This window comes from Sphingobacterium sp. B29, assembly GCF_001952815.1.
Taxonomy (GTDB): Bacteria; Bacteroidota; Bacteroidia; order Sphingobacteriales; family Sphingobacteriaceae; genus Sphingobacterium; species Sphingobacterium siyangense.
Genome location: NZ_CP019158.1, coordinates 2,208,783 through 2,228,848 on the forward strand (window position 1 = coordinate 2,208,783; position 20,066 = coordinate 2,228,848).

A 20,066-nucleotide genomic window follows, 5' to 3' on the forward strand; every position below is an offset into this window, starting at 1 on the left:
GATGTAATGGTAATTTGTTGTTAATGTTAATCTAATATTCTGCTAATAGATTTGCAGAAACAAAAAACAAATAAATTGAAACCACAATTACAACTTAAAGGAATCGCTGCTGCCATGACGCTTGTAGTAGCTGCATCAACAACAGTTTATGCACAAAGTAGTGGGAAGTTAATGGGGACTATTACTAACAGTAAAACTGGTGAAACAATCACCGGAGTAACTGTTCGTATTTTAGGAACATCAAGAGGTGGAAGCTCTGATGTATCTGGAAAATACAGTATTCCAGCTTTACCGGCAGGTAAATATACTGTAGAATATATTTATATTGGTTACTCGAGGAAGCAAGTTACCGAGGTTGAGATTAAAGCGAATGATTTGACCAATTTGGATATCGTTCTTGATAATTCGGAAGGACAGGTGTTAGATCAAGTTGTGGTTACAGGATCTTTTAAGAAAGAATCTATTGGTGCATTATATTCGCAACAAAAAAATAGTGCATTGATTTCTGATGGTATTTCAAGTGAGCAGATTAGAAGATCGCCAGATAAAAATACATCCGAAGCATTACGTCGTGTCAGTGGTACGACAATTCAAGATAATAAGTTTGTCATCGTTCGCGGTTTGAGTGATCGTTATAACGTTGCTATGATGGACGGCTCGGTACTACCAAGTACAGAAGCCAATCGTCGCGCATTTTCATTTGATATTATTCCTTCGAATCTTATTGATAAAATAACGATCTCAAAAACAGCTACTCCAGATTTACCAGCAGATTTTGCAGGGGGAGCTGTACAGATTACAACAAAAGATATTCCTGATCAAAACTTCGTTTCTTTTGGTTTAGGCTATGGTTATAACACAGCCTCAACTTTTAAAGACTTTTTGCAAACCAAGAAGAATTTTCAAAACTATCTTGGTTTTGATGATGGATCTAGTCAGTTGGCCAAGAATTACCCTTCGCGAGAAGCATTCGCTGCTGGTTTATCGCAAAAGTGGCAACGTTTAACCATGAAATCATTGTCGAATGATTTTTCAGTTGAAAATAAGAAGGCGCTTCCCTCCCAAGCTTATCAATTTTCTTTGGGTCGAGTAAAGCAATATGAGAATAACAATAAGTTTGGGGCACTATTTTCTGTAAACTACCGAAATTCCCAAAATATTTTATCAAATATTGAACGTAAGTGGTATCAGTATGATTATAAAGATAATCAATATAAGTTTACAACGAATTTGGGAGCAATGGCTAATTTCGGTTATTCTTTTGGAAAGAATAAAATCTCTTGGAAGAACTTGTACAATCGAAATTATGATAACGTATATACTGAGCGGACAGGAACACATCTTGGAACGACATCAGTAAATAAATTCTATGCTTTTGATATTTTGCAAAAATCATTGTTCAAATCAACACTGGAAGGAGATCACGTACTTTCTGATCTAAATGATAGAATTAAATGGACAGCATCCTATAGCAACATTAAAAACAATCAACCGAATCAGATGAAAATCAATTATGCAAAAGCGATTGACAAAGAAAATGATTCTACAGTTCCTTATTTGGCCAACATTACAAGCCCTAGTAAAGAGAATACGCGTTTGTTTTCTGATCTTAATGAAAATGTTTTCTCTGGAGAGTTAAACTATGCTAGACCAATGAATTTTCTATCTGCACCAAGTACATTGAAAGTTGGTGCTGGAGCAAATTATCGTCATCGTGATTTTGATGCACGTTTTGTTGGACTGGTCTTAGATGTAATTAAGATGGATTCAAAATTAGCTGACCAAATACGTGAACTTTCTCCAGATAAAATATTTGCTGCAGATTTGATCGATAAAAACTATTTTAAATACGATGAAATTCAAATGCCTGGTGATTTCTATACAGCAAAATCAATGACAGGATTTGGCTACGCCATGATGGACCAAAAGTTTATGGATAAGTTTCGCGTAGTGTATGGCTTGCGTGTTGAAAACTATAATGTTCAAATTGACACAGACAAAAAGGACGTTGATGATACAAAATTAGACTTTTTGCCTTCAATTAATATGACTTATAGTTTAAATAGTAAAACAAATCTTAGAGCTTCCTATTATAGAACAATTGCTCGTCCAGAGTTACGAGAATTAGCACCATTTAGTTTTTATGATTACGAGCAATTTGGAACTATTTCAGGGAATACAAAACTAAAAAGAAGCGCGATCAATAATGCGGATTTGAGATTTGAAATATATCCTAAGGCTGGCGAAATCTTTTCTATCTCTGCATTCTATAAACAGTTTACAGATGCTATTGAAGCATCTCGCTATGATGTGAATTCGACAGTTGATGTTTCCTATTTCAATACACCAAAAGCAACATTATATGGAGCTGAGTTAGAGGCAAGAAAGAAATTGGATTTTATCAATGAAAATAAATTGTTTTCTAACACAACTGCATATTTAAATCTTTCTTATGTGCATTCGAAGGTGACTAATCCAACTGATCAAGATTATAAAGAGAAAACTCGACCTATGGTTGGACAATCTCCCTATACGATCAATGCGGGATTGCAGCATAGCGCATTGGATAATAAATTGAATGTCAATGTCCTTTTTAACCGTATTGGTAAGCGGATAGCACAAGCAGGAGGAATTACCTTTGCGAGTGCTTACGAAGCACCTCGTAATGTATTAGATGCACAAGTTGGCTACAAATTGATGAAGAATAAAGCGGAGGTAAAGGTTAATTTGGGTGATATTTTGAATAATCCTGTAAACGTATATTTTGATAATGAAGCTAAGGAAATTCTATATCGCTATAAGACCGGCGGAAATTATTCAGTATCATTTAATTATACATTTTAGTAGTAATATAAACTTAATATTACTTTAAATGTAAAGACATACTTAAAGTGTTTTTTTGTATCAAGATTTTAAAGCTTAAAAAATGAAAAAAAAGATTTTTATTCTTCTCACTAGCAGCGTTATTATTTGCTGGAGCATGTAAGGAAACAACAATTACGGATGAAGGTGGCGGTACTGAAACTCCAACAAATCCTGAAAATCAAAATGTCGTAGAGATCTCAGGTGAGATAACAACTAATACAACTTGGACATCAGATAAAATCTATGTTTTAAAAGGTTTCGTATATGTAAGTAATGGCGCCACTTTAACAATTGAACCTGGAACTATTATTAAAGGTGATAAAGCTTCAAAAGCTACATTAACAATTACGAGGGGGGCTAAAATTAATGCAATAGGAACAGCAGACAAACCAATTGTATTTACATCTAATTTGGCGGCTGGAGCTCGTTCCCAAGGAGATTGGGGCGGAGTAATCCTTTTAGGCAAGGCTCCTGTTAACCAAGGTACAGATGTTAAGATCGAAGGTGGTCTTGCCGCACCAATAGGCAAGGAAGAAAAAAATTATATTTATTATGGAGGAACTGATGCTGCAGACAACTCAGGAACTTTAAAATATGTTCGTATTGAGTTTGCTGGTATTGCGTATTCTGTAGACAATGAAATTAATGGATTAACAATGGGCGGTGTTGGAAATGGTACAACATTGGAATATATCCAAGTCTACCGTTCAGGTGATGATGCATTTGAATGGTTCGGTGGTACAGTAAATGCAAAACATCTTTTGGCCGTAGGTACTTGGGATGATGATTTTGATACAGATTTTGGGTATTCTGGTAATGTCCAATTTGCATTAGCACAACGTGTACCTACAGTTGCAGATCAGTCGGGTTCGAATGGATATGAATCTGATAATAATGCTACAGGAACAGTTCAAACGCCAAAAACATCAGCAGTATTTTCTAATGTAACTGTTCTTGGTCCTATTCAAAAAGCTGGTGGATCTTTTAATGCAAATTATCAACATGGTGCACAAATTCGTAGAAATTCCTCTATTAGCATCTTAAATTCTGTTATATCAGGTTTCCCGTTAGCAGGTCTGTATATCGATGATACAAAGGTTGCTGTAGCTAATTCAACTTCAAATAACTTTCTAACTGGCTCTGCTGTGTTTGAAAATAACTTGGTATACGGTTCTAAAGATGCAGATTTGAAAGTTAGTTCAACGGACAACGCTGCCGCTATATCAACACTTATAAGGGCGAAGAATGTTTTCGATAATAGTAAATATGCTTCTGAGTTGTTCGTAGCACCTTATAATTTTGGTTCAGATTTCTCTAATACAAGTGCTACTCCAGATTTTAAAGTTTTATCAGGATCTGCAGCTGCTAGTGGTGCGATTTTTACCAACGCTAAGGTTTCGGGAAGTTTCTTCGAGAAAGTGGCCTATAAAGGTGCTTTTGGCACGACAGATTGGACAAGTGGTTGGGCTCATTATGATCCACAGAACTTGGCATATACAACTCCTGGGCAAGTAAAATAATTATAGTTTAGTTAAATAGATAGAAAATCCTGCCTTGTGCGGGATTTTTTTTGTAGCATATATGTTAAATAATTCGTTATTGAAAATAATAAACTAAACTTTAAAATATGAAAAGAACGATCTATCTAGTGGTACTAAGTGTTACCTTACTATTTGTTGCCTGTAAGAAATCAGATGATAAAACTGATTCAGAAACTAAAGGTCTTCATGTAGAAATAAAAGGAATTTCTGGCTGGTGGGGTGAATTTGTAAATATCAGTGTAGATCAAAATAAGACAGAAGTAAAATATGCTCCGGGAACTACTGGTGATACTCAAACTGTAAAAGATAAAAGTTATAAGACAAGTGAAGACACGTTTAGAAAGTTGTCCTCTTATGTCGAAACCTATAACTTAATGGAGGCTAAAATTCAGGAATGCGCACGTTGTGCAGATGGAACAGATTATGTGATCACAATAAAATCTAGTGGGAAGGCAAATACGGTAACCATTGCAGCATACCGAACCGATGGTAAATACGCCGATGTGCTTGATTTTATAAACAAGCTTTAGATCAAACAAAAGCGCTGTGGAGGATTAATTCTTCTTCTGCAAAATGACGATTTTCACCTAGATTCTGTGATATAAAGCGAATGTGAAACCTCGATATAATGTGATACTATCTCGGCTCGTAGTGATAAACAATCTGGTAGGACTGATTTTTAAGCTCCTCAGACAATTGACCTATATCTAGCGTTTGCGCTTGTGGTGTAGGTTCACAGACAGAATAATATTTTCCATTGTACAAAATAGCATCACCGATAGGATGTTCAAATTGGACGGCCATCGTTACATGAGTGGGATAGAGCAGGGTGATCATAGGAAGATTGTAGATTTCCTTTACCAGATAAAAAAACAGGGCAACACGGTCATCACAGTCACTGTATTTATTCAATAGCGTTTGTTCTGCAGAAAGGCGCTTTTCGGATCCGAAATTCTCTTCGTCATTTTCGTATAAGAATGCATATCGCGTAAACCGCATTAAATAATCGACACCTTCCTGCTGATTTTTTCCTTTTAAATTTTCCTTGAGCGCAGGAATCAGTGATTGATAAGTCTCTTTGCTAAGTGGAATATTGAAATAAGTTTCAAAATCTACGCCAGGATAATTTTTAAAAAGATCACTGATATCTTCATTCAACTTGACATTAAAATGGTAGGCTTTATGACCATAATTGAACTCAATTTGCTTCTCCTTATAATTTGCTGGTACAAAATCAGGTAATTTTGTGATTTTATAGCTAAAATCTCCAACGGCTTCTGGTACTTTGATTTTAACGGGAATATAGGTGTCTGCGCGTTGAAAGAGCTTTCCATAGTCATGGAAGTTTAAACAGGTGTATTTCTTGCCATCAATTTCAAAAAAAGGAATATCAGAGATATCTTCTTTGTTCTGAATGAAAAATATGATCTGATTATTACCCACAGCCAAGCGGGCATCATAACCAGATTTACACATTAAAAACCATTTATATAAAGTATAGCGTGTATAATTTTCAGCTTTCGGGGCAATCTGCTGTGCGGTGCGGCGAATCAGCTGATAATAGACCCAATCATTCAAATGATGTTCATCTTTGTATTCGAGCAAACTGTTTACAAGTTGTATGTAATCGGTTTGATCAGCTATTTGATAGAATTTTTGTACATGAGCTATCGTTAAGCTGTCTTTGAATGGAATATTAAAGGAGGGGGGGACATCAATAGACACTTTCCCATCATAAAAATCGAAATCATGATGTTGCGCCCAGAGCTGCTGTGAAGCACAGGTTAACCAAATGAGTATGGTCAAAAACATTCGATATATTTCCCTTAATTTCAATTATTAACAATTTGATAACATTGTAGTAATATAAAATTAATGATAAAATTTGCTTTTTTTGTGCATTGAAGGAATTATTATTAAAAAATTACAATCTATTTTTAGGTTTTAGATTCTCCTTTTTCATTTTTAAAATCCGTATCTTCGTGCAATGGATAATTTTATTGTTTCTGCACGTAAATACCGCCCGATTACCTTTGATTCGGTTGTAGGTCAGCAACACATTACTGGTACCTTAAAGAATGCGATACACAACAATCAGTTGGCGCAGGCATTTTTGTTTTGTGGTCCCCGCGGTGTGGGGAAAACTACCTGTGCACGTATTTTAGCTAAAACAATAAATTGTGAAAATATCTTAGCAGGCACCGAACCTTGTGGCACATGTGATAGCTGTAAGTCTTTCCAAAATGGAAATTCTTTCAGTATTCATGAACTGGATGCTGCATCCAATAATTCCGTAGATGATATCCGCAACCTGATTGATCAAGTACGCATACCACCACAGGCTGGAAAATATAAAATCTATATCATAGATGAGGTGCATATGCTTTCTCAAGCGGCTTTCAATGCTTTTTTGAAGACATTGGAGGAACCTCCTTCCTATGCTATCTTTATCCTGGCGACCACTGAAAAACATAAGATTTTACCAACGATTCTTTCGCGCTGTCAGATTTTTGATTTTAACCGGATCAAAGTGGAAGATATGGCCAGTCATTTGGCCCGTATCGCTGACAGGGAAGGTATTGCTTATGATCAGGACGGATTACATATCATTGCCCAAAAGGCCGATGGTGGCCTTCGGGATGCCTTGTCGATGTTCGATCAGATCGTCAGTTTTTCCAATAAAAATGTCACCTATCAAGCTGTAATCGATAATTTGAATATCTTGGATTACGATTATTATTTTAAGCTAACGGATGCTATTTTAACGGAGGATGCAGCACAAACTTTATTGATTTTCAATGAGATTTTAAATCACGGGTTTGATGGCAGTCATTTCATAGCCGGTCTGTCTGCGCATTTTAGAAATTTGCTGGTTGCTAAAGAGCCAACTACGCTAAAATTATTGGAAGTCAGTGATAGTATTCGTCAAAAGTATCTGCAGCAGTCCCAAAAAGCTTCTCCAGGATTTTTGTTATCTGCATTGAATATTTCCAATCAATGTGAGATCAACTATAAAACAAGTAAAAATCAACGCCTGCAAGTTGAACTTTCACTCCTCAAGACATGTCATATCGCAAGTGCGATTAAATTGAGCCAGCTTGGATCCGTACAGATTCCTTCGGCAACCGAGGGCGTAAAAAAAAAAACTTCCTGAGCCAGTAGTTGGACAAGCGCAACAAACCTCGGTAGTCCCTACTCCGCAAGCGACTTCTCCAGCGAATGCTCCTGTCGTTGAAAATCCTGTGACACCGCGTTCGCAAGCTAACCCCGTAAATTACCAGGCTTCCGAGACTAAGGAAGAGGTGAAAAAAGATCCTATTTCCAACGTGCCTCCTAAAGTAAAAAAAGGCGGATGGGGAGCATCTACTGCAGCAATTATTCCGTCTTTGCCGGATTTGAATACCATATACGATAACAATGCGGTTGCCAAAGAAGGTGATGAGCCAGAATTAATACGTGGAAGCGAACAACGTGATGTTTCATTCGGTCAATTTATTGCTGTTTGGAACAGTTATGCTGAACAGCTGAAAGCGGAAAACAAGATTAACTTGTATACCATGATGACGGCTATGCAACCGCGGTTAAATGGGGTATTGATTGAAATTGATGTCGAAAATGGTGTTCAGATGGATGTATTGCAAAGTGCAAAGGTTGATGTGCTGAACTACTTACGTGTGAAACTCCAGAATTTTTCGCTGGATCTGCAGGGGGTGATGATGGAACATACGATTTCACGCAAACCCTATACTTCCCAGGAGAAGTATCAAGCAATGGTCAACAAAAACCCGCTTTTAGATACTTTGCGGAAGGAGTTTAACTTGGGGCTAAGCTAATTCAAACACGCTAGTTGTTTTTTATTTTTGTACATTTGCAAACTCTTCCATGAAGAGGGAAATATTTAGTATTTATTATGCAAGGAAATTTTCAGAGACGTGATCGCGACCACGGGGAAAGACGTGAAGTGAATCAGATGGTATTTGGTATTCGTGCTGTCATCGAAGCAATCGATAGTGGTAAAGAGATCGAGTCATTATTTATACAACGCGGTTTGAGCGGCAGTTTGATTCTAGAATTGAAAGCCTTGTTAAAGGAACATAATATCGCTTCTCAACAGGTGCCAATTGAAAAATTAAACCGCATAACACGTAAAAATCATCAAGGTGTAATTGCGGTTATTTCTCCAATTACCTATCATGATATAGAAGAACTTCTCCCTCAGATTTATGAAAAAGGTGAAACTCCTTTACTTCTGATGTTGGATGGAGTGACAGATGTGCGCAATTTGGGTGCTATTGCACGTACAGCGGAATGTTCTGGAGTACATGCCATCATTGTCCCTAAAAAGGGCTCAGCTGAGGTTAACCCTGATGCCATTAAAACATCTGCTGGAGCACTCTATAAAATCCCTGTCTGTCGCCATGATAGCTTGTCCAAAGTTGGTAAATTTTTGATTGATTCAGGTGTGCAGTTAGTTGCCAGTACAGAAAAAACAACCTCGAGCATTTACGATGTGGATTATACAGCTCCAACCTGTGTAATTATGGGGGCAGAGGACGTTGGTGTTTCCAATGACCTAATTCGTATTGCCGACCACCTGGCCAAGATACCAATGTACGGTGAAATAGGTTCGTTAAATGTATCTGTGTCGGCCGCAGTAGTGATCTATGAAGCGATTCGTCAACGGATTGTTAAAAAATAAAGAATATAATTTAGTTGATTACAAAAAGCCTTTGTTTTTGACAAAGGCTTTTTTGTAGACTAGTTTTGATAAATATCTTCAATCTCTTGTTCGTATTTTTGCAAGATAACTTTTCTTTTCATTTTTAACGTCGGTGTCAATTCACCGGTTTCAACGGTCATTTCGTCGGGGACTATGATGAACTTCTTGATCTGTTCCCAGCTGCCAAAATTTTGATTAATACGGTTGAGTTCCGATCCCATTTTCTGTTTCAGTTCTAGGCTATTTAGAAAATCTAGTCTAGAAAGATTGGCAAGGGCGGGAAAAGCACTTCTTGACCATTCTAGAAGATTATTATAGTTGGGAACAATCAACGCCGCAGGAAATTTGCGGCCTTCTCCAAGTACCATAGCCTGTTCGATAAATGAAGATTCGACCAGTTTAGATTCGATCTGCTGCGGAACGATATATTTTCCTCCAGAAGTCTTGAACATCTCTTTCTTTCGGTCTATAATTTTAAGAAATTTACCGTCTACCCATTGGCCAATGTCCCCAGTATAAAGCCAGCCATCCTTGATCGCTTCTGCTGTTGCCTCTGGATTTTTATAATAGCCAATCATATTATTCTCGCCTTTAGTCAATATTTCTCCATCGTTAGCAAGCTTTATTTCGATATTAATTAACGGTAAGCCTACAGTACCAATTTTCATACCTCGTTTATAGCAATTTACAGCGATACATGGTCCCGCCTCAGTGAGGCCATAACCTTCATATATTGGAATCCCTGCTGCCATATACAGACGGATTAATCTTTCCTGTAAAGCAGCACTCCCGGAGGCAATCCCTTTGATGTCACCACCTAATGCTTCGCGCCATTTTGAAAAAACTAATTTACGGGCAATGTTCAGTTGAAAGTCATACCACCATGTACGTCCCTCCAGTTTGTATTGTTCGCCGACGCTCAAGGACCAGAAGAATAGCTTACGCTTGACTCCTGTTAATTGCTCTCCTGTAGCCATAATCTTCTCATAAACTTTCTCCAATACACGAGGTACAGCGGAAAAAATATGTGGTTTAACGGATTTAAAATCTTCACCTATCGTATCCATCGATTGAGCAAAGAAGATTGTCAAACCTTTGTACATATATACATATTGGAATACGCGTTCATAGGCATGACAAACTGGAAGAAAGGAGAGGGCACGATCACCCCGTTCGACAGGAAAGGAATATTCACTACTCAACGTATCTGCCAATAAATTTTTATGAGACAACATAACACCTTTGGGATTTCCTGTTGTGCCAGAGGTGTAAATGATGGATGCCAATGTATCGGTTTTTATACCATCACGTAGTTGGTTTAGCGTTTCATCTGTAATGATCTCGCCCTTGGAAACGAAGTCATGCCAATGGTTTAGACCATCCTCTTTGTCTAGACTGTAAATAGCATTTAGTTGCGGACAATTATCTTGTATCGTTAATATCTTTGTGTATAGTGTCTTTGAACTAACAATACACTTCCTGATTTCGGCATGATTGAAGATATACGTGTAATCTAAGGTTGAAATATTAGGGTAGATGGCGACTACTACAGCTCCAATTTGTTGAATGGCAAAATCAAGGATATTCCACTCGATGCGGTTCTCACTAATTAATGCTACTTTCTCTCCAGGCTGAACGCCTAATGCGATCAAACCTTTAGATGTCTCGTTGATCTGTTCAATAAATTGAGTATTGCTTACTTGTACCCATTCGTTATCTTTTCTGAAAGAAAACATTGGGAAATCCGGGGCAATACTATATTGCAGGTATGCTAAATCAAATAATCTTGTTGCTACTATTGGCATGTTAGAAGTCCAGTTCGTATAATACAGCTAATTTACGCTTTTTTATAGAGACTATTATATTGGCAGGAGATATTAGTGCCTGTACTGTTAGGAGAGGGAAAATAAAAGAAAAGACTCTGGCATCTCAAGCTGATCGCTTTTGTGCCAGAGTCTTTAACTCTTATGCTAAGTACTAATAATTAGTATTTGCTTTTTGATTCTTTACGTTTTCCAGAGAAATCACGGAAGCCACCGCCATTGCTGCTACGCTCACCACGATCACGACGCTCACCACTGAATCCGCCTTCACGTCTTCCGCTGCGTTCGCCGCCACCATATCCACCTTCACGTCTTCCACCGCGATCACCACCACGGTATCCACCTTCACGTCTTCCGCCACGATCACCACCACGGCTTCTTCCGCCACGGTCGCTACGACCTTCACCTCTTGCTTCACCAGATACTTCGATACGTACTTGACGACCGTTGTAATCTACACCTTGGAATCCTTGGAATACTTTTTCTACTTCTGCATCTTGAACTTCGAAGAATGTGAACACGCCTTTCAAATCAATTTTACCGATTGATTTTCCTGAAATATTCGCATTGTTACAGATGAAGCCCAACATATCTCCACGAGAGAATTCGTCTACTGAACCTAAATTCATAAATAAACGCGTGTAGCCTTTTGAACCTTCACGTGAACGACCATCACGTCTATCACCGCGGTCTTCACGACCACCGTCACGCGCTTCGATATTTAAATCAGGTGCATTTTTGTAATAATCCAAGAAACGGTTGAACTCAAGAGAAGCGAATCTTTTGATGATATCTTCTTTTGAAAGTGACTCCAAATTTTCCATAATTGCAGGCAAGAATGGGCTGATTTGTTCGTCGTTTACTTCAACATTTTCAATCTTTTTAACGATAGAAAATAATTGTTTTTCGCAAACTTCAGCACCTTGAGGTACTTGTTTTTTCTCAAAAGGCTTACCGATGATCTTTTCAAGATGACGGATTTTGCTTAGTTCTTTTACGTTTACCAAAGAAAGTGAAATACCAGTTTTACCTGCACGGGCTGTACGGCCTGAACGGTGTGTATAGTTTTCTGTTTCATCAGGTAAAGAGAAGTTAATAACGTGAGTTACATCACTTACATCAATACCACGAGCGGCTACGTCTGTTGCGATCAACAATTGTAAACTACGGTCACGGTAACGTTTCATTACTTTATCACGTTGTTGTTGTGATAAGTCACCATGTAATGAATCTGCATTGTAACCATCTTTAATCAACGCTTCAGCGATATCCTGTGTTTCGATTTTTGTACGACAAAATACGATACCAAAGATATCAGGGTTTGAATCCACAATACGTTTGAACGCAGCATATTTATCTTTTGCTTTGATCAAATAATAGTGGTGTTCAATGTTGGCATTACCGGTGTTTTTTGTACCTACAGTAAGCTCAACTGGATCGGTCATATAATTCTTTGCGATACGACGTACCTCAGAAGGCATTGTCGCCGAAAATAACCAAGTTTTTTTCTCGTCAGGAGTTTCTGACAAAATGTTGTTGATGTCTTCTTTGAAGCCCATATTGAGCATCTCATCCGCTTCATCCAATACAACATATTTTACATTTGAAAAATCAATCGCATTTCTGCCGATGATATCCAACATACGACCTGGGGTCGCTACTACAATTTGCACTCCACGTCTAATTTGACGTAGCTGGTCTGAGATATTTGCACCTCCATATACAGCAACAACATGTACGTTGTCAACGTATTTAGCAAATTTTTCTAAATCTTTTGAGATTTGTAAACATAATTCCCGAGTAGGGCAAAGGATTAATGCCTGTGGGTGTTTTTGAGAAAAGTCTAATTGCTCTAATAATGGAAGACCAAATGCCGCGGTCTTTCCTGTGCCAGTTTGGGCTAATCCGACAAAATCGTCGTTACCAGTCAATAAAACAGGAATGGCTTTTTCCTGAATTTCAGAAGGTTTTTCGAAACCTAATTCTGAGATGGCATTAACAACTTCCTCACGGATTCCCAGTTCTAAAAATGGGTTCATGAAATATTTTATACAATAGGCACTATTGCCTAAGGCGTTGCAAAGGTAAGAATAATATTGGAATAAACAAATAATTTAAATAATTGATTTTTAAGGGAATCTGATTCTTTTATACCAGGTGATAATAAATTGAGCGCTGTTATATAGATTTAGCTCACTTTGAAAAGTATTATTTCGAATGTGAAACTATTTTATATACCTACAGTTTCTTTATTCATTTATTAATAGAAACTTAATATCTCAACCTTAATTTTGGTATTAGCATGAATCAAGGACCAGTTGTACATCAGCGTTGGCTACAAGCTATTAAAGAGTTTAACGATACTTCTGCTTATGAGGAATTGTATCGCTATTGCTGGAAAGATCTTTATCAGCACGCTGCCCGTCGGATCCTAGACCGACAGGATGTGGAGGATATTCTACAGGAACTGTTTGTCCAATTTTGGGAAAGGCGGCATACAATCGACATCCAAATGAATCTTCCAGCCTATTTGAAAGGGATGCTCAAATATAAAATTATAGATTTCTTTAATTCCAATAAGGCCAAAGACAGATTGTTGGAGCACTGGAGTAAACATATATTCGACTATGTGCAGCAACATCCAGAGGATCTCAACACGTATTTAGCCCTTGAGAAGTTGTTGGAGGAAGAGCTGGAAATTATGCCACAGAATATGCGGCAAGCGCTTTTATTAAAATGGGAACATTTATCCATTCGAGAGATAGCCATGCGTACGGGGCTGTCTGAGCAAACGGTCAAAAATAATCTTACGGAAGCATCCAAACGACTACGGAAAGCTATTTTGGGCTATCAACATGTTCAAAACGGTAGTTTTAGCCTTCTTTTGGTCTTTATGATAGACGAGCTCGCTAAGTAGCTTACCCACCTTGCCATATTCCTATTTTCTGAACTTTGATCCTTTAACAATTCTTTCATACAACATTAACTATTTCTTGAAGTACTTTGGGGCTTTTTTGCAGACTTGTATATAAACAGCAGGCATAAAAAGTGAAAAGAAGAATTTTTGAATCCTTAATCTATAGATACCAGCATAATAATGCGAACAAGGCTGAGAGGTCCCTGATTGATCGCTGGTATGATACGCTTGATCGGGAAGAACTTTCTGAAGGGGAGATAGATGAGGTTCGATTATGGAATAATATACAGCAACGTATTGGAAGTACTGCGTCTAAAAAATCAGTGGGTCGGAGCATAATCTACTGGAGCGGAGCGGTTGCGGCAAGTCTACTGTTATGTGTTGGCGTTTTATTTTGGACAAAACAGCATGATCTGAATTTCTCCCAAAGAGAAGCGAATTTAAAACCCGGTTACCGGATTTTTGAAACAGGGGCCTCACAACGTAAGCGGATATTTTTGGCCGACGGATCAACCGTTGTAATGAACGCATATTCCAAAATTAAATTGGATACCATCTCTTACAATAGGCGTGATCGAGTTGTGGAACTTATGGCTGGAGAGGCCTATTTTGAGATCAAGAAAGATTCCTCAAAAGCTTTTGTGGTGAATGCCCGACAAATACAGACAAGGGTGCTGGGGACCTCCTTTACCGTGAAAAACTATGCGGAATTGGATGAGATATCGGTGTCCGTATTTACAGGTAAAGTGCAGGTTACTGCCAATAACAATCCGCTGGGTGTACTGACCCGTGGCGAACAGATCCGTTATACCAAAAATAACCACAATAGTCATCAGGAGACTTTTGATCTGACGACACGGAATAGCTGGATTGAGGGAAGAGTTTATCTTAAGCAAAGCAGTTTTGCAGAATTGGCACTGGCGGTCAAAAGTATCTATGATGTGGATATTAAAACTGACGATCAGCGGATTGCCCAACAACGGTATAGTATGCCGATATCAAAGCAGCTGTCCTGGACGGCAACCCTGGAAAGTATCAAAGCAATTCATCACAACAAATCAAGGAAGGAGGGCAGGATAGTGCATATTTACTAATTCGGGAATAAAAAAAGAGAGCTGACGACGGCCATCGTCAACTCTGCATCATGTACCATTTGGAGATGGTATAAATAACATATACAACAACTTAAGAGATATTATATACGCATACAAATTTATGAAATTTAAGCAATACGTTACGCAAAACGATATTAAGTTTATGATAAGGACATCGTTGGTAGGTCTATTTCTTTCGATCGTGTCGGCCGAAATGCTCTTAGCTTCGGGCGCATACGGGCAGTTACTCGATAAAAAGATTACAGTTTCTTTTAGTGAATCTAATATTCCGGCGGCTTTCGAACGTTTGGAATCCCAAAATATACATATCGCTTTCGATGCAGCGAAATATAATCTGGCAGAGAAAAAGGTAAATGCCAAAATTTTTAAAAGTAATAGTGTCCGCGATGTCATGCGTTATCTGCTCAGGGAGACTGACCTAATGGCTCAAGACAACAGTGTCTATATTACATTAGTCGAAAAACCGGTACAGCAGAATGGGTATATTTCAGGTAAAGTTATTGATGATCGCGGTCAGCCTTTGGCTAATGCCAGCATCAAACTGATCGGTACCAATAAATCAACACAGAGCGGTATCGATGGGAGCTATCTTTTGAATGCTGAACCGGGAACCTACATATTGGAAGTCAGTTACCTCTCTTACCAGACCCAACGTATTGAAGGGGTCAAAATACAGTCCGGACAACGGACAGGGTTAAACATTGCTATGAAGACGCAGGTAAATGCGCTAGAGACGGCAGTTGTCAATGTATCGTTTAAAAAAGCTTCCGTAGCAGGTCTGTATGCGGCGCAAAAAAAATGCAGCGTCGGTGACGGACGGAATATCCGCCGAACAGATCGCGCGTACACCGGACAATGATATGGGGCAGGTTTTAAAACGTGTTACCGGATTGACCACTGTTAATAACCGGAACGTCATTGTGCGGGGGATGTCCGACCGCTACAATCAGGCCATGTTGGACGGTGTGGTGATTCCGAGTACTTCGCAGAATAGACGGGATTTTTCCTTTGATATTATACCGACAGAAATGGTGAGCTCGGTGGTGGTCAATAAAACGGCAACACCGGATGTATCCGCTGAATTTTCGGGCGGACAGGTTTCGGTGAATACGATTGATATTCCCGATAAGGATTTTATGACAATACAATATGGGATTGGTGGTAATTCCCGCACAACTGGCAAAGACTTTTATCGGCTGGGGGAGCGGAAAGCATCGGAATTTTTTGGTTTTAATCATTCTTCTTCAAAACAACCTGAGGGGATATTGCCTTGGTATTGGAATGGTGAAGCCCGACGTCTGGATGCCCCCCCTGGGTATGTACTGGACGATCCAAAGTTAAATGAAGAATTTTTAATGCCGGGTTCAGATGTCAAGTATAATGACATTGATGCAATATCCCAATCTAAACAGGTCAATGCAGACGCTATGAAACTATATCGTTATAAAGCCAATCCCAACCAAAATTTTCGGTTTGCATTGGGGCGACGATATAATCTTTCAAATGGATTATTGTTTGGTTTCTCTGCTTCTGCGAATATTCGAAATGAACAAAATATTGTAGCCTTCAATAATGTGAGAGGATCCGCTATTAATGGAGCACACTATATTGACAGTACAGGAGTCGGTTTAAATGGAGCGGGTACTTCTTATCGTTTTAATAGTAGTAGTGGGTTAGTTGCGAATTTTGGGTTACAAGGGCAGGATTTTAAGCTCGCATTCAAAAATATATATGCCCGTACTTATAACAACTCCTATAATGAAAATATTCGAGCGGCCTTTGCAGACCTAAGTAATGCTCCAACAAAAAATCAGTATCAGCTGCCTGAAGCAATGTCTTTACAACAGCATCAATTAAGCGGCGAATATAAATTGCCTTGGAAAATTAAAGCGGAAGGCATGTTTGCCTATAATAAAATCAAACAACAGATTTTAGATGAGCGGAAATTGAGATATAGATTGACTACTGTATTCGATGATCAACATCTATTTCAGACTCCAAATTTGTTAAATCTTTCAGGATGGTCAAATTCATCTGTGCTGGGAAAAGATTCCCGTATGTGGACACAGATCAATGAGGATGATTATAATTGGGCAATGGCATTTTCCCGCATTTTTGGAGAAGGACGATCTGTCAGTACTTTGGTTAAAGTTGGTTATCAGGGCTGGTCTAAGAAGCGAGATTTATCCATATTTCGTTTGTTGCCTTTTACGCGTTCCTATATGCCTAATGATCCGTCAACCGCAGCGCCTGCTATCGAAGCGCCTTATGATGTGTTGTTTTCGTCGGAAAATATTGGCAACGGCATTGGTCAGGCTTATTATTATCCCGAGCTTATTGGCGGAAATGTATATGACGGAAGTATGCAATCGCACGGAGGATATTTTATGTTGGATCAGAAATTATGGAATAAATTGCGCTTGGTGTATGGTGTTCGTGCTGAATATTATAACCTAAAAAATCGTCAGGACGAAATGTTTAGAAAACAGAATGGTGATCCGAATGATGACAAAAATAAATTTATAGCATATAAATTGCTTGTGCGTGAAAATAATTGGAAATTTTTACCATCCATTAATGCCACTTATAGTGTTACTAATACCTTTAATGTTCGAGGTAGCTATTCAAAAACTGCAATCCGTCCAGATTTTCGAGAAACAGGTTTTTTTGGATTTTATGACTTTGAACTGGATGCGATTATTTCAGGGGATAATGTGGAATCGACCTTTATTGATAATGTAGATCTGCGGTTGGAATGGTACCCAAGTCCGGGAGAAATTATATCATTAACGGGATTTTATAAATATCTGGATAAACCCATTGAACTGGTCGAAGATGAATCATTTACGGGTGGGGCCTATTATGTCTTTAATAATATGGAATCTGCTAAAAATAATGGGTTAGAATTTGAAATTCGTAAAAATTTAAGTTTTATAGGTGATAAAGATTGGTTAACAAATTTTTTTATCTCAGCGAATGCAACGCTTTTAAGCTCCAAAGTAAATGTATTGAGTTCGTGGAAGTATAAGATTGTTGACGGAAAGGAGTTGCCTGAGCGGATTAAAGATCGTTCTCCCGGTCAGGATCGTCCTTTGATCGGTCAATCACCATGGTTGTTGAATTTGGGAATTGGCTATTGGGGAAATTCATTCGGAACGACGGTTAGTTATAACCATAGAGGATACAGAACGAATATTACTTCCATTGATCCCAATAGAGTGGAATATGAATTAGCGCCTAAGCAACTGGACCTGCAGATATATAAACGTTTTCTCAACAATAAATTAGAAGCTAAGTTGAATATGGCGAACCTATTAGATGATTGGACTCGCTATTATCAGAATACAGAGGGATACAGTGTCGGAAATGAAAATGGAATTTATACAATCAAAAAATTTAAAGGGGACAATAGATACAATAAAGCTGATGGGGATATTATAACCTATCGAAAAAAAGATGGAAGAAGATTTAATCTTTCATTGACATACAATTTTTAATAAGATAAAACTATCTGCGCGAGGCAGTTTCATATCACTCCTCAATAATGTACATAAGTTCCGGGTTTGTCCAAGTCGCACAACAGGGAAGTAAAATAGAAAAATACAGAAAACGGGTGATTGAAAACAACTATGCAACCTTATGAAATGCTATCCCATAGGGATGCATAGTCTAAAAAATGATCTTGTGATGGCAAAACTAGTAATTATTTAACACAAAATGAAAAAAATCTTAACAGTAGCAAGCGTATGCGCAATCGCATTGGCTTCTTGTAACAAAGACAACGTAGGACCTAATTCAGATTTGAATGCTGGTTTGCCAAACAAACCTCAGGCAACGATTCCAACAGATGCTGCCGGTATTATTACTAAAACTACGCTTTCTGCAGATACCGTATGGAAAATTGATGGAGTTGCTTTCGTAAAACCGGGTGCGACATTGACGATTCAAGCGGGTACTTACATTACTTCTGGTGTAACTAAAGCATACGATGACCAAATCACCGGAATAACTCAAAATATCAAAGGCGTTTTGGTTGTACCTAAAACAGCGAAATTAATCGCTAACGGTACTGCTTCAGCACCAATCGTATTCACTTCTCCAAATGCGGCAGGATCTCGTAACCCTGGTGATTTCGGAGGTGTCGTCTTGTTGGGTAGCGCAACTACCAATCAAGCTGCCACACGGAGAATCGAAGGGATTCCTCAACCTGTGGGTGTAGATGTTACTTATGGAGGTACAAACGCTGCAGATAATTCAGGCTCATTGAAATATGTACGTATTGAATTTGCGGGTTACAACTTAACTGCTGATAATGAGATCAACGGACTAACTTTAGGTGGTGTTGGTACTGGTACCACCTTGGAAAATATTCAGGTATCTTGGGGTAAAGATGATGGTTTCGAGTTCTTTGGCGGTACTGTAAATGCGAAATACCTGGTAGCCTTATCGAATGATGATGATGACTTTGATTTCGATCATGGATACACCGGAACAATTCAGTATGCCTTATCATTAAAGGATCCTAATTCAACAAATAGCACATCAAGTGGTAGTTCGGATTCAAACGGTTTGGAATCGGATAACGAAGGTACAGCGCCATATGCAGCGACACCAAAGACTCGCCCAGTACTGAAAAATTTTACATTCTTGGGAATTAAGGATGCTACTGTAGCTGGTACAAAACTGAAATTTGGTAACCGTTGGAGAAGAGCTTCACAGTATGATATTCAAAATTCGATTATCGCTGGTTATGCAACAGGTGCAGCATTTCAGGATGGTGCAACAGGTACTTTTACAGGTAATGTTGTACATGCTTATACTGCGGCATTCAGTGGTGCTACACCAACAGGAAACCAAACAAATGTGTCAACAGATGCAACGACATATTTGAATTTAGCAGGAGCTGGAAATATTTTTTATCCAACAACATCTACATTTAATCCTGCTTTTTTAAGACCATTGTCAACTTCACCTGCATATGGTGATGGAAGTACAACTTATAAAGGTGCATTCCATCCGACAACTGCTCCTTGGACTGCAAACTGGACTCAATTTGCTCCAAAAACTTATTAATATTGATTATTT

Annotated in this window: 14 protein-coding genes; 11 read left to right on the top strand and 3 right to left on the bottom strand. The window is 38.4% G+C overall.

Features of this window, described 5'->3' with window-relative positions; all coding sequences use genetic code 11:
* Positions 1 to 75 precede the first annotated feature (75 nt).
* The 3 genes from BV902_RS09150 to BV902_RS09160 all read left to right on the top strand — a co-directional run bounded on the left by BV902_RS09150 (position 76) and on the right by BV902_RS09160 (position 4,936).
* Positions 76 to 2,844: a TonB-dependent receptor gene (locus tag BV902_RS09150; protein ID WP_237242042.1), complete on the top strand. Its 2,769-nt coding sequence runs from the start codon at positions 76 to 78 to the stop codon at positions 2,842 to 2,844.
* Positions 2,845 to 3,275: 431 nt separating this feature from the next.
* Complete coding sequence (locus BV902_RS09155; RefSeq protein ID WP_237242044.1) at positions 3,276 to 4,385, top strand: hypothetical protein; 1,110 nt, start codon at positions 3,276 to 3,278, stop codon at positions 4,383 to 4,385.
* 107 nt (positions 4,386 to 4,492) lie between these two features.
* A complete protein-coding gene (locus BV902_RS09160) occupies positions 4,493 to 4,936 on the top strand; it encodes a hypothetical protein (RefSeq protein ID WP_075991670.1) in 444 nt (147 codons plus the stop codon).
* A 106-nt stretch (positions 4,937 to 5,042) separates the two neighbouring features.
* Here the strand turns inward: BV902_RS09160 and BV902_RS09165 are convergent, their stop codons facing one another.
* Positions 5,043 to 6,218: a hypothetical protein gene (locus tag BV902_RS09165; RefSeq protein WP_075991671.1), complete on the bottom strand. Its 1,176-nt coding sequence runs from the start codon at positions 6,216 to 6,218 to the stop codon at positions 5,043 to 5,045.
* A gap of 175 nt (positions 6,219 to 6,393) precedes the next feature.
* Here BV902_RS09165 and BV902_RS09170 point away from each other — a divergent pair, with 175 nt between their 5' ends.
* The 3 genes from BV902_RS09170 (at position 6,394) to rlmB (ending at position 9,105) form a co-directional block, all read left to right on the top strand.
* Positions 6,394 to 7,560, top strand: a complete 1,167-nt coding sequence (locus BV902_RS09170; protein WP_075991672.1) for a DNA polymerase III subunit gamma/tau — start codon at positions 6,394 to 6,396, stop codon at positions 7,558 to 7,560.
* Positions 7,561 to 7,648: 88 nt separating this feature from the next.
* Complete coding sequence (locus BV902_RS09175) at positions 7,649 to 8,239, top strand: hypothetical protein (protein WP_075991673.1); 591 nt, start codon at positions 7,649 to 7,651, stop codon at positions 8,237 to 8,239.
* A gap of 77 nt (positions 8,240 to 8,316) precedes the next feature.
* Positions 8,317 to 9,105: a 23S rRNA (guanosine(2251)-2'-O)-methyltransferase RlmB gene (gene rlmB / locus BV902_RS09180; protein ID WP_046672182.1), complete on the top strand. Its 789-nt coding sequence runs from the start codon at positions 8,317 to 8,319 to the stop codon at positions 9,103 to 9,105.
* A gap of 59 nt (positions 9,106 to 9,164) precedes the next feature.
* Here the strand turns inward: rlmB and BV902_RS09185 are convergent, their stop codons facing one another.
* The gene (locus BV902_RS09185) at positions 9,165 to 10,931 is read right to left on the bottom strand and encodes an AMP-dependent synthetase/ligase (protein WP_075991674.1); all 1,767 of its coding nucleotides are present in this window, start codon (positions 10,929 to 10,931) and stop codon (positions 9,165 to 9,167) included.
* Positions 10,932 to 11,110: 179 nt separating this feature from the next.
* The gene (locus BV902_RS09190; protein WP_075991675.1) at positions 11,111 to 12,988 is read right to left on the bottom strand and encodes a DEAD/DEAH box helicase; all 1,878 of its coding nucleotides are present in this window, start codon (positions 12,986 to 12,988) and stop codon (positions 11,111 to 11,113) included.
* Between the two features lie 263 nt (positions 12,989 to 13,251).
* Between BV902_RS09190 and BV902_RS09195 the strand changes: the two genes are divergently transcribed.
* From BV902_RS09195 to BV902_RS09210, 5 genes are all read left to right on the top strand, one after another.
* Positions 13,252 to 13,866, top strand: coding sequence for an RNA polymerase sigma factor (locus BV902_RS09195; protein WP_075991676.1), 615 nt, complete (start codon positions 13,252 to 13,254; stop codon positions 13,864 to 13,866).
* 131 nt (positions 13,867 to 13,997) lie between these two features.
* Positions 13,998 to 14,960, top strand: a complete 963-nt coding sequence (locus BV902_RS09200) for a FecR family protein (protein ID WP_075991677.1) — start codon at positions 13,998 to 14,000, stop codon at positions 14,958 to 14,960.
* Between the two features lie 163 nt (positions 14,961 to 15,123).
* Entirely contained in the window at positions 15,124 to 15,840 is a 717-nt protein-coding gene (locus tag BV902_RS28040) for a carboxypeptidase-like regulatory domain-containing protein (protein WP_237242046.1), read from the top strand.
* Complete coding sequence (locus tag BV902_RS09205; RefSeq protein ID WP_237242048.1) at positions 15,764 to 18,478, top strand: TonB-dependent receptor domain-containing protein; 2,715 nt, start codon at positions 15,764 to 15,766, stop codon at positions 18,476 to 18,478. The genes BV902_RS28040 and BV902_RS09205 overlap by 77 nt, the downstream gene beginning before the upstream one ends.
* Positions 18,479 to 18,698: 220 nt before the next feature.
* Positions 18,699 to 20,054 carry a hypothetical protein gene (locus BV902_RS09210; protein ID WP_075991678.1) on the top strand — a complete coding sequence of 452 codons (1,356 nt, stop codon included), beginning with the start codon at positions 18,699 to 18,701 and terminating at the stop codon, positions 20,052 to 20,054.
* The last annotated feature ends 12 nt before the right edge of the window (positions 20,055 to 20,066 follow it).